Source organism: Frateuria sp. GZRe12 (assembly GCF_051900535.1).
Lineage (GTDB): Bacteria > Pseudomonadota > Gammaproteobacteria > Xanthomonadales > Rhodanobacteraceae > Frateuria_A.
In genome coordinates this window covers 679,986-693,889 of sequence record NZ_JBHZGI010000001.1, presented here as the reverse complement: position 1 = coordinate 693,889, position 13,904 = coordinate 679,986, and the positions used below count along the sequence as shown (strand labels likewise).

Here is a 13,904-nt window from a genome sequence, read left to right as displayed (position 1 = left end):
AGTCTCGTTCGCGAAAGGCCTCGCCGGGGTGACCGGGACGCGAAGGCGTCCGTGATGACGATCACCGCACGGCACCGCGTGGGAAACCGCGGTGCCGGAACTACTCCCCTTTGGGTGTGCGGCGATTGTCGAGGTGGCGCCGGCGACGGTCAAGCACGGCATTGCCATGCAGGGGCGCACCTGTGCGCGATCGTCATTCCAGGCAGCCGAGCACGGGGTCCTCCTGCCGGGAATGGAGCAGCCATACGGTCGGCCGGATACAATGGCCGTTTTTCCTCCCGCGAGAAGCCCTCCATGAGCGCCCACGACATCCGTTCCGCCGTTCGCCCCGATCCCGACCAGCCGATGGTCGACATCGCCAACTACGTGGCCGACTACCGGATCGAGTCGAAGGAAGCCTACGACACCGCCCGGTACATGCTGCTCGATTCGCTGGGCACCGCGATGCTGGCGATGAAGTTCCCCGAGTGCGTCAAGCACCTTGGACCGCTGGTGCCGGGCGCCAACCTGCCGGGCGGCACGCGCGTGCCGGGCACCAGCCATGAGCTCGATCCGGTGCAGGGCGCCTTCGCCATCGGCACCCAGATCCGCTGGCTCGACTTCAACGACACCTGGCTGGCGGCCGAATGGGGCCATCCGTCGGACAACCTGGGCGCGATCCTGTCGGTGGCCGATTATCTCAGCCGCAAGGCCGAGCGCGAGGGCGGCCAGCCGTTCACCGTGCGCGACGTCCTCGGCTACGCCATCAAGGCCCATGAGATCCAGGGCTGCTACGCGCTCAAGAACAGCTTCAACCGCGTCGGCCAGGACCACGTGATCCTGGTGCGCCTGGCCTCCACCGCGGTCTCCACCGCGATGCTGGGCGGCTCCAAGGAGCAGATCACCACCGCCGTGTCGCACAGCTGGATCGACAACGGCGCGCTGCGCACCTACCGCCACGCGCCGAATACCGGGCCGCGCAAGAGCTGGGCCGCCGGCGACGCCTGCCGCCGCGCCGTGACCCACGCGATCAATGCGGTCTACCGCGGCGTCGTCGGGTACCCGTCGGCGCTCAGCGCCAAGACCTGGGGCTATTACGACGTCGCCTTCAAGGGCAATGCGTTCGAGTTCGAGCGGCCCTTCGGCAGCTACGTGATGGAGAACGTGCTGTTCAAGATCAGCTTTCCCGCCGAGTTCCACGCGCAGACCGCGGTGGAATGCGCCATGCAACTGCACGCGCAGGTGGCCGGCAAGCTCGACCAGATCGAGAAGATCGTGCTGGAGACGCAGGAAGCGGGCGTGCGCATCATCGACAAGACCGGTCCGCTGGCCAATTACGCCGACCGCGACCACTGCATCCAGTACATGGTGGCGGTGCCGCTCATCTTCGGCCGCCTGACCGCAGAGGACTACAACGACGACGTCGCGGCCGACCCGCGCATCGATGCGCTGCGCGACAAGATGGAAGTGCGTGAGAACCCGCAGTTCACGAAGGACTATTTCGATCCGGACAAGCGTTACATCGGCAACTCGGTGCAGGTGTTCTTCAAGGACGGTACGTCCACCGAGAAAGTCTCCATCGACTATCCGATCGGTCACCGCAAGCGTCGCGCAGAGGGCATCCCGGTATTGCTCAAGAAGTTCGAGGCGGCCCTGCGCGGTCACCTGCCGGCGCATCGTGTGAAGGCCATCCTGGAAGCCACTGCCGATCCGAAGGTGCTGGACGGCATGCCGATCCAGCGTTTCCTCGGGCTTTTCACGCTTTAACTACAATTAGCCGTACCCATGGCATTGGGCGGCAATGAAAACAGGCTAACGCCTGCAATGTCCCCGACGAGAAAACCCGGCCCAAGCGGCCGGGTTTTCTCGTATTCACGCCATTTCGACGCCATTCGGGCGGCAATGGAGATGGGGCTTTGCTGAACAAGGCCTCACCGGGGGACCTGCGCCGTTGTGAGAACGGCTTAACGGTTTTGCTACACTCGTGCCGCTTGCCCGTAGGGACTAAAAGCGAGGGGGCGGCTCAAGCTTCCGGAAGTCAAAGTGAGTTTGACGCGCGGTCCGTATGAGGTGAAACGGCTGCGAACACCAATAATTGAAGGAGACACCTGATGAAACGTAAGGGCTTGTATTTCCTTATTGCCTTGGCCCTGGGCGGCGTAGGTGCCGTTCACGCGCAGGACAATACCGCTGACGCCGCCGCCGATACCGCCCCGATGACCACCACGGGCGATTATGACGGCCGTTGGTATATCGCCCCGACCCTTGGCGGCTACTACAACGATTCCGGTCGCAACACCAACAGCCGCCAGTTCTATTACGGGCTCGGTGTTGGCCGTTTCATCGCTCCGAACGCCTCGATCGATCTGTTCATCGACCGCACCAACCGCGACCGCGATACCGCGGTGGGCGGCGGCAACTGGTCGAGCACCAACTATGGCGTGGCCGCGCGTTTCTACGGCGGCGATTGGAATGCCTGGCGTCCGTACGTGCTCGCCGGCGTGATGGGCAGCTACCACAAGAACGCGGCTGACCACGGCTTCTCGCCGGCTGCCGAGCTGGGCGTGGGCGTGTCCAAGAGCGTTGCCGAGAGTTCGGACATCCGCATCGAGACCGGTTACCGCTACGACTGGGACGACAAGAGCCAGCCGACGGAAGATGGCTACGGCGACTGGTTCCTGGGCTTCAGCATCGTGTCCCGCTTCGGCGAGCCGGCTGCAGCGCCGGAACAGGCTGCCCCGCCGCCGCCCCCGCCGGCCACCGACTGCTCGGCGCAGGACAGCGACAACGATGGCGTGAACGACTGCGAAGACAAGTGCCCGGCCACCGCCGCCGGCACGATCGTCGGTCCGGACGGTTGCCCGCAGAAGGTCGTCATCGACCTGCGCGGCGTCAACTTCAAGTTCGACCGCCCGTCGAAGGGCGAGACGGACATCAGCAAGGCGCTGGCCGAGCCGACCTCCGACTCGCTGGCCATCCTCGACCAGGCTGTCGACACCCTGCAGCGCTACCCGCAGGTGCACGTGACTGTTGCCGGCTACACCGACTCGGTCGGTACCGACGCCTACAACCAGTCGCTGTCGGAGCGTCGCGCGAAAATCGTGTACGACTACCTGACCTCGCACGGCATCGACGCCAGCCGCCTGGAAGGCCCGATCGGCCACGGCGAGGCCGACCCGATCGATTCGAACGACACCAACGATGGCCGCGCGCGCAACCGCCGCACGGAGCTGCAGGTCCAGCAGTAAGCGGAGCTGCCATGCAACAGGAAAAGCCCGGCGCAAGCCGGGCTTTTTTTTTTGATTCTTCATCGAAATGGGGAAGCGCGGTCATCTCCACGCATCCACGCATCCACGCATCCGCGCGCCGCAACCACTCACCTGCAGGAGCGCACTTGGGCGCGACCGCATGCCACCTGCAAGCACATGGAAGCGCCCAACGGTGCCCTTGGAAGATGCGAGTCCAGGCCGGGCAGGTGTCGGCTCGCATTGCGGCTGCAGCAACAAGGAAGCCGGAAGGTATGCCCAAGCCCGCCCTATGGGCGCATCATTCGCGCCGGCTGAAACGGTAATGGCCGACCAGCCATTCGTTTCCGTCGTCGTAACCGAACAATTCTGCGCAAGCCATCCAGAACATCCGCCAGCGCTGGTGCCACAACGGGGCGGCGGGCTTGCCGTAAACCTCGCCAAGCACACGCAGCACCTGCCCGCGGTTTGCATCCTGGCGTTCCAGCCAGGCGTTGGCGGTGCGCTGGTAATGGGTGCCGGGCAGACGCCATTGGTGCTCGATGGCGAGGTGCTGCTGGAAATGCAGGAAGGTATCGGCCGCCGGCATCAGTCCACCGGTAAAGAAGTGCCGACCCATCCAGTTGTCGCTACCCGCCGTCTCGAACGGATACATCAGTTCGCGATGGCAGAAGATGTGCACGAACAGCTTGCCGTCAGGCCGCAGCCATCGCGCGATCTGCTCGAACAGCCGCTGGTAGTTGCGCACGTGCTCGAACATCTCCACGGACACGACGCGGTCGAAGGCCGCCCCTTGCAGCGCCAGGCGGTTGACGTCGCAGGTGACCACCGTGACGTTGGTCAGCCCCCGCTCACGGCAGCGCGCCTCGATGTGCTCGCGCTGCAGGCGCGAGTTAGAGACGGCGGTAATGCGCGCGGCAGGATAGCGTTCGGCCATCCACAACGTCAGCGAGCCCCAACCGCAGCCCAGCTCCAGGATGTCCTGGCCGTCGGCCAGCTGCGCGCGGCGCCCGTACAGCCCGAGCATCGCTTCTTCGGCCTGGTCCAGGTTCTCGGTGCCGAGCGGGTAATAGCAACTGGAGTACTTCAGCCGCTTGCCCAGGCAGAGCTGGAAGAAGGGCGGGGGCAATTCGTAGTGCTGCGCGTTGGCCGCGTCGGTGTGCAGTGCCAGCGGGCTGTGGCGCAGCTCATCCAGCAGGGCGCGGAAGCGCTCCCAGCTGGCCTCCGCGCCGCCCTGGCGCTCCTCACGCAATCGCTGGGTGCACAGGCGGCGGATGCCCCATCGCAGCAGGGCATCGGGAACCAGCCCGCGCTCGGCGAGCTGGATCAGGCCGCGCTCGGGGACGGCGGCGGTAGGCGCGTCGAGCACGAGACTATCGGTCATGGCGGGGATCCTCGGGAAACCACGGAAAGAACGGGCTGGTGCGGCGCTGGTAGTCGCGGTAGTCATCACCGCGGCTGCGCAGGGCCTGCGCTTCGGTGAAGGGGATGCCGGTGATCCAGTACAGCGACACCAGCATCAATACGGGACCCAGCAGCGCCAGCCACCAGAGCGTCGAGCCGACCGCGAGCAACAGGTAGGCGAACCAGTGCAGCCACTCGAAGAAATAGTTTGGATGCCGCGAGTAGCGCCACAGGCCCTCCCGGCAGGTGAGGCCGTGGTGGGCAGGATCGGCGCGGAAGCGCGCCAATTGGCGATCGGCGAGGCTTTCGCCGCCGATGGCGAGGAGCCACACGGCGATACCCAAGTTGTCCCAGCCCGACCAGGGGGCGCGATTGGCCGCCGCCGCCAGCAACGGCAACGAGAACAGCGCGGCCAGCCAGGCCTGCGCCTGGAAGAACAGGAAGAACTTCACCTGGTTGTCGTGCCAGTGCCTGCGCAGATGGCGATAGCGGCCATCCTCCGCTTCACCAAGGATGCGCAGGCCCAGATGCAGCCCCAGACGGGCGGCCCACAGGCTGCCGAGCAGCGCCGCGGCGAGGCGGCGGTCGGGCAGTCCTTCGCCCAACGCAGCGTAATAGAGCGCGCTGCCGCCCAGGCCGGCCGTCCAGATCGCATCGACGACACCCGCGTTGCGCGTTCGCCACTGCACCACCCAACCCAGCGTCATCGCGAGGGCGCTTGCCGCCCAGACCCAAGCGGGCTGATACCAGAGTTCAGCCATGGACATGCGTTGCCGTCCGCGGGTGCGCCTGATGTTCGATGGCCATGGCCAGGCGCAGCAGCAGGGGAAGTACGACCGCCCAGCCGAGGGCAAGCGCCCCGATCGCGACCACGACCCCCTGCGGGAATCCGACCGCCTGCCAGCTGCGGGCTGCTGCAACGTATGCCAGTGGCGCTCCGGCGGCGCCGAATGCCATCGCCAGCAGCCAGCGTCCCTGCAGGAATCGCAGGCTGTGCCGCAACGTCAGGGCGAACGCGGCCCACAGGGTGATGATCCACGCCGGGGCGGCGTATCCCGACGGGAACGGCGACGCATAGTCGATCGTCCCGGTGGCCGCGTAGAGCGAATCGAGCACCGTTCCGGCGCCCGCGGCGGCAAGCAGCAGCCATGCATCCAGCCGTCCGTCGCGGCGGTGCAGATGGATCGCCGCGAACGGCAGGAGCGCCAGCGGACCCAGCCAGGCCCGGTCGTGCGTGGCGCCCCAGACGGTGGCCAGCCACACAAGCTGGTAACCGACGGCGTTGAACCAGATGTTCATCGCAGGCCCAGGTCCGGCAGGTAGGAGTCGCGCCGGCAACCGGGTCGGGTCAGCAGCATCTGCACATCGCCGATGGAACGCTCGCGGAAACCGCCCTCGCAATAGGCGAGGTAGAACTCCCACATGCGGATGAAACGCGCGTCGTAGCCGGCCGCCAGCACGTCGGCGCGGCGAGCCATGAAGCGTTCGCGCCACGCCTTCAGCGTGAGGGCGTAGCTTGGGCCGATGTCCTCCAGGTGGAACAGGCGCAAGTCGCTCGAGCGGCGCGCGGCCTCCAGCATCGCGCTCACCGCCGGGATGAAACTGCCCGGGAAGACGTAGCGCTTGATGTAATCGACCGACTTCAGCGCCTGCTCGTAGCGGTGGTCCTCGATGGTGATTGCCTGGATGAGCGCCAGGCCGTCGTCTTCCAGCAGACGCGTGATGGCGGCGAAGTAGGCCGGCATGTACGCCGCGCCGATCGCCTCGATCATCTCGATCGAGACGAGCTTGTCGTACTTGCCGGTGAGGTCCCGGTAGTCCTTGAGCAGCACGGTGACCCGGTCATCGAGCCCGGCGGCGTGTACGCGCTGGCGCGCCAGGTCGAACTGCTCCTGCGAGATGGTCGTGGTGGTGACGCGGCAGCCATGTTGCGCGGCCGCATGGACCGCGAGGCCGCCCCACCCGGTGCCGATCTCCAGCAGGTGGTCGTCGGGGCCGAGCGCGAGCTTCTGGCAGATGCGCTCCAGCTTGCGGCGCGATGCCGATTCGAGCGATTCGTCCGGCCGGGCGAAGATTGCCGAGGAGTACATGAGATCCTCGGAGAGGAACAGGCCGAACAGCTTGTTGCCCAGGTCGTAGTGCGCGGCGATGTTGCGCCGGCTGCCGTTCTTCGTGTTGCGGTTGAGCGCGTGCCACGCCTTCAGCGCCAACCCGCCAAGCCGCGCCAGCCCGCGCTCCATGCCGTCGAGCAGATCGCGGTTGCGCACCATGATGCGGACCAGCGCCACCGGATCGTCGCATCGCCACAGGCCCTCGATGTAGGCCTCGCCCGCGCCGACGCTGCCGTTGGCCGCGACCAGGCGATAGAAGCGCGGATCGTCGACGTGCAGTTGCACCCGCAGCGGCGATTTGCCTTCGACCGGGGAGCCCAGTTCGACGCGGCCGAGCGCATCGGCGAGCACGAGCTGGCAGCCGCGCAGTCGCGCCATCTGCGCGAGCAGGCGGGAGCGCAAGACGCGGTCGAGTGCGCCGTAAGTCCCGGTCGGCACCCGCTCCGCTTCCGTTGCCTCGGTCGGCAGGTCGGCAGAGCGGAGCGCCGGGTCGATGGTGCCGGCGGCAGCGCGCTCGTCGGATGGACGCAGTTCCAGATCCATGTCAGGTCCCGTGGTGGCGTGGATGGTCGTAAACCGGATTGCGCTTGAGCCAGAGCCTGAGCGCCTCCCAGTGGATGGCGGCGACGACCTTCAGGGTCATCAGCGGGAAGCGCCACAGCACGCGGGCCAGCTGCGTGCCGTCGAAGGGGCGGCGCTGAAGCACGAGCGTGGCGTCGAAGTCGCGAGCGCCGCTGTGCAGCACGTTCATGTGCACGCGCAAAGCTTGATCCGGCTCGGAGAAACGCCAGTCGTAGGCGCGCTCCATCGGCATGAACGGCGATACGTGGAAGATCTTGTCGAAACGCCAGGCGTGCACGGTGCCATGATGTTCGCCCTCGTCCAGCGGAAGCACGTAGGCATGGCGCTCCTTCCAGGGCGTGTTTGTGATTTCGGCGAGGATGGCTTCGAGCGTGCGACCGTCCGCGCCGTAGCAGTAGTAGAAGCTGACCGGGTTGAAGCAGTGTCCGGCGTAGCACAGGTGGGTGAGCAGGCGGATCGGTCCCTCGGGACGATGTCCGGTGTGCTCTGCCACGCGGCGCCGAACCGCCTCGTCGAGCGAAAGATCGGTGGGTCCGAGGTAATCGCTGCGGCGGAACTGGGCCACGTTGGCGCGACCGTACGACCACAACCAACGACCCTCGAACAACCGGGGCAATTCGGTCAAATCCAGGTAGAGCATTGCGATGCGGTAACGGAACGCGTGCGGCCGCGGCGCGAAGCGGCGGTGGCGCACCCATCCTTCGTAGACCGCGCTGGCGAGCGGTGCGTCCATCACCAGTGCACTCCAAGCGCTTCGGCCACGGCGACCGCGCTGCGCATGCCGTCTTCGTGGAAGCCCCAACCCCAGTACGCGCCCGCGTACCAGAGCCGGTCGACACCCTGGATCTCGGCTTTGCGCCGCTGGGCGGCGACCGAGGCATGGGTGTACTCCGGGTGCGCGTAAGTGAGCCGGCGCAGGATCTTCGCCGGGTCGATCCGGTCGGTGCAGTTGAGCGACACGCAGAAGGTTTCCGGTGCCTGGAGCGACTGCAGCAGGTTCATGCAGTAGGTGACCGTGCAGGCATCGTCCCTGCCGCCTGGCACCAGCGCGTTCCAGGCCGACCATGCGCTGCGCCGGCGCGGCAGCAGGCGCGTGTCGGTGTGCAGTACCGTATCGTTGGACCGGTAGGTGATTGCACCGAGCACCTCGCGTTCGGCCGCGCTCGGCTGGGCCAGCAAAGCCAGTGCCTGGTCGCTGTGGCAGGCCAGCACGGCCTGGTCGAAGCGTTCGGATCCGGCCACGCTCTGCACCTCTACGCCGCCGACCGCCGGCCGGTGCACGGCCAGCACCGGGCAGGCGATCCGCTCGCGCACCCGCCAGCGCATGCGCAGCGCGTCGACGTAGCGGCGGGAGCCGCCACTGACCACCCGCCATTGCGGCCGGCCTTCCACTTGCAGCATGTGGTGGTTGGCCATGAAGGCGACCAGGTACTTGGCGGGGAAGGCGAGGATCTGCCGCGAGGGCGAGGACCACAACGCCGAGGCCATCGGCACCAGGTGGTCGTTGCGGAACATCGCGCCATAGCCTTGCCCGGCCAGGTAGTCGCCGAGCGTCGGGCCTTCGCCTGCCTGGTCGAGCAAGGCAGGTGCCTCGCGGTAAAAGCGGAAGATGTCGCGCACCATGGCGAGGAAGCGGGGCGAGACCAGGTTGCGACGCTGACAGAAAAGGCTGCGCAACGAGGCGGCGCCGTATTCAAGACCGCTGCGCTCGTTGCGCACGGCGAAGCTCATCGCGGTCGGTTGCGTGAGCACGTCCAGCTCCTCGAGCAGGCGGCTGAGCAACGGGTAGTGCTGCCGGTTGAAGACGATGAAACCCGTATCCACCGCGTAGCGGCGCCCGCCCAGCGGTACGTCATGCGTGTGCGTGTGGCCGCCGATATAGGCGTTGGCCTCGTAAAGCGTGACCTCGTGCTGGCGCGAGAGCAGCCATGCGCTGGCCATCCCGGCGATGCCTGACCCGATGACCGCGATACGCATGGTCAGTCCCCGCGGCGCTTGAGGCCGGCCGGGACCGCCTTCAGTTGGCTCACCAACCCGACGAGGGCAAGCAACCGCAGCAGGTAGAAGGTCAGGTCCACCTCCCACCAGCGGAAGCCCTGCCGCGCGGAGCCGGGAAAGAAGTGATGGTTGTTGTGCCAACCTTCGCCAAAGGTAAGCAGTGCCAGCAGCCAGTTGTTGCGGCTGTTGTCGCGCGTGACGAAACGCCGGCTGCCGAAGCGGTGCGCCAGCGAGTTGATCGTCACGGTGACGTGGAAAAGCACGATGGTCGACACGAAGAAGCCCCACACCAGCAACTGCGGGCCGTCAGTTCCCAGCTCCGGGCGCGTCGTGCGCAGCCGGTCCCCGAGCAGGAACAGGCCCACCGCCAACGCTACCGGTACCAGCAGGTCGAAGCGGTCGAGCAACCGCAGTTCGGGGAAGCGCGCCAGGTCCGGGATCACTTTCCAGTCGGTGCGGAAGCCGTTGCGGCTCAGGAACCAACCGACGTGGCTGCGGAAGAAACCGTGCTGCACCGGTGAGTGCACGTCCGCCGGGGTATCGGCGTGGCGATGATGGTTGCGGTGGTGCGCGGCCCACCACAGCGGCCCGCGCTGGACGGCGCTGGCGCCGATCACCGCAAACACGAACTGCACCAGACGCGGGGCACGGAAGGCATGGTGCGAGAAATAGCGGTGGTAGAACGCAGTGACCGCGAACATCCTGAGCGCGTAGAGGCCCACCGCCACCCAGAACGCGAACCACGAGAAGCCCACCCAGAGCACGCCGATGCAAGCCACGTGCATGCCGATGAACGGCAGCACGCGAGCCCAGTCGATGCGGTCGTCGCCGGAGGTCTCGACGGCACTGGTGTCGAACCAGCGAAGCACGCCGGTAGCCAGGCGTCGGGTAAATCCGGGTACGGCAGCTTGAGCGGTTTCGTTCATGGGTGGCCCTGTCGATGCGTCTTGCCCATGTGAATACGGACGAACCGCACGGGCAGATGCACCACCAGGCTTGCCGCGGTTCCTGCGCGGTCGATACGCTTCGCCGATGCCAACTACGCGCCGCCCCTCGACTACATCGGTCTCTACCGGTCCCCGCTACGGGTTGGCGCGGGTCTTGTCCAAGCGTGGCGTGTGTTCGCGCAGCCAAGCCGAGCAGTGGGTGCGCGCGGGAAGGGTGGCGATGGGTGGTCGCGTGGTGCGCGATCCGGAATACCCGACCGCGCCGGGGCAGGGCGGCATTACCGTCGATGGCCAGCCGATCGGCGAGGCGGCGCCGGTCTACGTGATGTTCAACAAGCCGCGCGGGTTGGTCGTCAGTGCGGCGGACGAGCGTGGGCGAACTACTGTCTACGACGCGCTGGCTGCGGCGGGACTGCCCTGGCTCGGACCGGTCGGACGGCTGGACAAGGCCAGCGAAGGCCTGCTTTTGCTGAGCAACGACACGGTGTGGGCGGCCGGCATTACCGATCCGGCCACGCACCGCGAGAAGACCTATCACGTGCAGGTCGACTGCGTGCCCGACGCGGCGCTGCTGACTCGCTTGGGTGAGGGCGTGATCGACCAGGGCGAGCGGCTTGTCGCTCGGCGGGTCGACCTGCTGCGCACGGGCGAGAAGAACGCATGGCTTCATGTCGTGCTGGACGAGGGGCGCAACCGGCACATCCGGCGCCTGCTGGCGGCCCACGGCATCGGCGTGCTGCGGTTGGTGCGCGTGGCGATCGGCAACCTTGCTCTGGGCGAGCTGCCCAAGGGCCAGTGGCGCCATCTTTCAGCCGAGGAAGTCCGGGCGCTGCGGCTCGCTTGAGCCGTCTCCCATTTCAAGGAGAGGGCTACCCCTCCCAAAGGAGGGAGGGAGTCACAAGCTCAGATCACGCCCAGCTGCTTGCCGATCTTGGTGAATGCCGCGATCGCCCGGTCCAGGTGCTCGCGTGTGTGCGCCGCGCTCATCTGCGTGCGGATGCGGGCCTGGCCTTGCGGCACCACCGGGTAGAAGAAGCCGGTGACGTAGATGCCTTCCTCCAGCAGCGCCGCGGCCATCGCCTGCGCCTTGGGCGCGTCGTAGATCATGACCGGAACGATCGGATGCACGCCCGGCTTGATGTCGAAGCCAGCATCGGTCATCGCCTTGCGGAAGTAGGCCGTGTTCTCCTGCACGCGCGTGCGCAGCTCGCCGGCCGAAACCAGCATGTCGAACACCTTGATCGCGGCGGCGACCACGTGCGGTGGCAGCGAGTTGGAGAACAAATAGGGCCGCGAGCGCTGGCGCAGCAGTTCGATCACTTCCTTCGGTCCGGTGGTGAAACCGCCCAGCGCGCCGCCGAGTGCCTTGCCCAGCGTGCCGGTGAAGATGTCGATCCTGTCCATCACGCCGTGCACCTCGGCCGAACCACGGCCGGTGGCGCCCAGGAAACCGGTGGCATGGCATTCGTCGATGTGCACCATCGCACCGTACTTCTCGGCCAGGGCGGTGATCTTGTCCAGCGGCGCGATGAATCCATCCATCGAGAACGACCCGTCGGAAGTGATCAGCTTGGTGCGCGCGCCGGCGGCGTCGGCCGCCTGCAACTGCTGCTCCAGGTCGGCCATGTCGCTGTTGGCATAGCGGAAGCGCTTGGCCTTGCACAGGCGGATGCCGTCGATGATCGAGGCATGGTTGAGCGCGTCGGAGATGATCGCGTCCTCCTCGCCCAGCAGAGGCTCGTACAGGCCCCCGTTGGCGTCGAAGCAGGCGGCGTAGAGGATGGTGTCCTCGGTACCGAAGAACTCGGCGATCTTCGCCTCCAACTGCTTGTGCAGGTCCTGCGTGCCGCAGATGAAGCGAACCGAGGCCATGCCGAAACCGTGTGTGTCCAGCGCTTCCTTGGCGGCGGCGATCACGTCCGGGTGGTCGGCCAGCCCGAGGTAATTGTTGGCGCAGAAGTTGAGCACCTTGCGGCCGTTGGCCAGCGTGATCTCCGAGGACTGCGGCGACACGATGATGCGCTCGCCCTTGAACAGGCCCTGGTCACGGATGGAGTCCAGCTCGGCGGCGTAGCGGTCACGGGCGGTGTAGGTCACGAGTGGTCTCCGATCTGAGGTGGGTGGCCCGTGGCTTGCGAAGCCGCTCGGCCGTCATTCCCGCGAACGCGGGAAATGACATGGTGAAGGGGAGGGCGCGGCCGGCGCCGGCGTTGCCACCTGTGCCGGTGCCTGCGTCAACGCTGACGACCACTTTGTGGTGGCCGACGCGCCGGTTAGGTCCAGCTGCAAACCACCTTGCCGCAGGTGCCCGCGTCCATCAGGTCGAAACCCCGCTGGAAATCGTCGATGGCGATCTGGTGGGTCAGCACCTTCTGGAGCGGGAAGCCGGTCAGCACCATCTGCGTCATCTTGTACCAGGTCTCGTACATGCGACGGCCATAGATGCCCTGCAGGGTCAGGCCCTTGAAGATCACCTTGTCCCAGTCGATGCCGGCGCCCTTGGGCTGGATGCCGAGCAGGGCGATCTTGCCGCCGTGGTACATCACGTCGAGCATGTCGTTGAAGGCGCGCGGGTTGCCGCTCATTTCCAGGCCCACGTCGAAGCCTTCCATATGCAGGTCCTTGACCACCTCGCGCAGCGACTGGTTGGCCACGTTGACGACGCGGGTGGCGCCCATGTCGGCGGCGAGCTTCAGACGGTAGTCGTTGACGTCGGTGACTACGACGTTGCGCGCGCCCACGTGCTTGGCGATGCCCGCGGCGATGATGCCGATCGGGCCGGCGCCGGTGATCAGCACGTCCTCGCCGATCAGGTCGAATTCCAGCGCGCAGTGTGCGGCGTTGCCGTAGGGGTCGAAGAAGGCGGCCAGTTCGCTCGGGATCTGGTCGGGGATCGGCCACAGATTCGACGCCGGTACCGCCACGAATTCGGCGAAGGCGCCGTTGCGATTGACGCCGATGCCCACGGTATTGGGACACAGGTGCTGGCGTCCGGCGCGGCAGTTGCGGCAATGCCCGCAGACGATATGGCCTTCAGCCGAGACGCGGTCGCCCACCTTGTAGCCGGTCACGGCACTGCCGAGCTCGGCGATACGGCCGACGAACTCGTGTCCGATGGTCAGGCCCTGGGGAATCGTGCGCTGGGACCATTCGTCCCACTTGTAGATGTGCAGATCGGTGCCGCAGATGGCGGTCTTCTCGACCTTGATCAGCACCTCGTTGGGGCCGATCAGGGGAACCGGCACCTCTTCCATCCAGATGCCCTGTTCGGGCTTGCGCTTGACCAGGGCTTTCATCGTCTGCGGCATGGGACCACCATCGTCTGGCCCGCAAAGGCGGGCGGGGAAGCTGACGATTATAGGGCCTCGCCGCGGGGTAGGGCCGCGCCGCAGGGGAGGCCGAGCCTCAGCCGATGGCGTGCCAGGCGATCGAGAAGACGAAGCTGATGAGGATGCACACCGTCAGCCAGAAACCGAAGTTGTCCTTGTCCCACACCGGCTTGCGAGCCACCGGAGGCTTTCCATGCGGCTGACGCGACGGAGCCGGTTGGGTCGCCGGGCGGACGCGCGGCAGGGACGTGGCGGCGGCTGGCCGCAGCATCACGACTGCCCCGTGACCACCGTCCTGGTCGTGTTCCG

General features: G+C 66.6%; 12 protein-coding genes. 3 read left to right on the top strand and 9 right to left on the bottom strand.

The features are described 5' to 3' along the window. Positions 1 to 294: 294 nt before the first annotated feature. On the top strand, positions 295 to 1,746 hold the full coding sequence (locus tag ACFWZ4_RS03155) for a bifunctional 2-methylcitrate dehydratase/aconitate hydratase (protein ID WP_439703269.1): 1,452 nt from the start codon (positions 295 to 297) through the stop codon (positions 1,744 to 1,746). Between the two features lie 344 nt (positions 1,747 to 2,090). Further along, a complete protein-coding gene (locus ACFWZ4_RS03150; protein WP_439703268.1) occupies positions 2,091 to 3,227 on the top strand; it encodes an OmpA family protein in 1,137 nt (378 codons plus the stop codon). A gap of 298 nt (positions 3,228 to 3,525) precedes the next feature. Here ACFWZ4_RS03150 and ACFWZ4_RS03145 read toward each other — a convergent pair whose 3' ends face one another. From ACFWZ4_RS03145 to ACFWZ4_RS03115, 7 genes are read right to left on the bottom strand one after another with little or no spacing between them, the layout of a single operon-like run. Next, positions 3,526 to 4,608 carry an SAM-dependent methyltransferase gene (locus ACFWZ4_RS03145; RefSeq protein WP_439703267.1) on the bottom strand — a complete coding sequence of 361 codons (1,083 nt, stop codon included), beginning with the start codon at positions 4,606 to 4,608 and terminating at the stop codon, positions 3,526 to 3,528. Beyond that, positions 4,598 to 5,389 carry a DUF1295 domain-containing protein gene (locus ACFWZ4_RS03140; protein ID WP_439703769.1) on the bottom strand — a complete coding sequence of 264 codons (792 nt, stop codon included), beginning with the start codon at positions 5,387 to 5,389 and terminating at the stop codon, positions 4,598 to 4,600. Before ACFWZ4_RS03140 ends, ACFWZ4_RS03145 begins: the two co-directional genes overlap by 11 nt. Continuing rightward, complete coding sequence (locus ACFWZ4_RS03135) at positions 5,382 to 5,927, bottom strand: DUF2878 domain-containing protein (RefSeq protein WP_439703266.1); 546 nt, start codon at positions 5,925 to 5,927, stop codon at positions 5,382 to 5,384. The genes ACFWZ4_RS03140 and ACFWZ4_RS03135 overlap by 8 nt, the downstream gene beginning before the upstream one ends. Next, positions 5,924 to 7,282 carry a class I SAM-dependent methyltransferase gene (locus ACFWZ4_RS03130; RefSeq protein WP_439703265.1) on the bottom strand — a complete coding sequence of 453 codons (1,359 nt, stop codon included), beginning with the start codon at positions 7,280 to 7,282 and terminating at the stop codon, positions 5,924 to 5,926. The genes ACFWZ4_RS03135 and ACFWZ4_RS03130 overlap by 4 nt, the downstream gene beginning before the upstream one ends. Position 7,283: 1 nt before the next feature. Then, positions 7,284 to 8,054: a DUF1365 domain-containing protein gene (locus ACFWZ4_RS03125; protein WP_439703264.1), complete on the bottom strand. Its 771-nt coding sequence runs from the start codon at positions 8,052 to 8,054 to the stop codon at positions 7,284 to 7,286. Continuing rightward, the gene (locus ACFWZ4_RS03120) at positions 8,054 to 9,298 is read right to left on the bottom strand and encodes an NAD(P)/FAD-dependent oxidoreductase (RefSeq protein ID WP_439703263.1); all 1,245 of its coding nucleotides are present in this window, start codon (positions 9,296 to 9,298) and stop codon (positions 8,054 to 8,056) included. Before ACFWZ4_RS03120 ends, ACFWZ4_RS03125 begins: the two co-directional genes overlap by 1 nt. A gap of 2 nt (positions 9,299 to 9,300) precedes the next feature. Next, positions 9,301 to 10,245, bottom strand: a complete 945-nt coding sequence (locus ACFWZ4_RS03115; protein WP_439703262.1) for an acyl-CoA desaturase — start codon at positions 10,243 to 10,245, stop codon at positions 9,301 to 9,303. A gap of 106 nt (positions 10,246 to 10,351) precedes the next feature. Here ACFWZ4_RS03115 and ACFWZ4_RS03110 point away from each other — a divergent pair, with 106 nt between their 5' ends. Then, positions 10,352 to 11,110, top strand: coding sequence for a pseudouridine synthase (locus ACFWZ4_RS03110; protein ID WP_439703261.1), 759 nt, complete (start codon positions 10,352 to 10,354; stop codon positions 11,108 to 11,110). 59 nt (positions 11,111 to 11,169) lie between these two features. Here the strand turns inward: ACFWZ4_RS03110 and kbl are convergent, their stop codons facing one another. Continuing rightward, positions 11,170 to 12,363 carry a glycine C-acetyltransferase gene (gene kbl / locus ACFWZ4_RS03105; protein WP_439703260.1) on the bottom strand — a complete coding sequence of 398 codons (1,194 nt, stop codon included), beginning with the start codon at positions 12,361 to 12,363 and terminating at the stop codon, positions 11,170 to 11,172. A 176-nt stretch (positions 12,364 to 12,539) separates the two neighbouring features. Continuing rightward, a complete protein-coding gene (gene tdh, locus ACFWZ4_RS03100; protein WP_439703259.1) occupies positions 12,540 to 13,574 on the bottom strand; it encodes an L-threonine 3-dehydrogenase in 1,035 nt (344 codons plus the stop codon). Between the last annotated feature and the right edge of the window lie 330 nt (positions 13,575 to 13,904).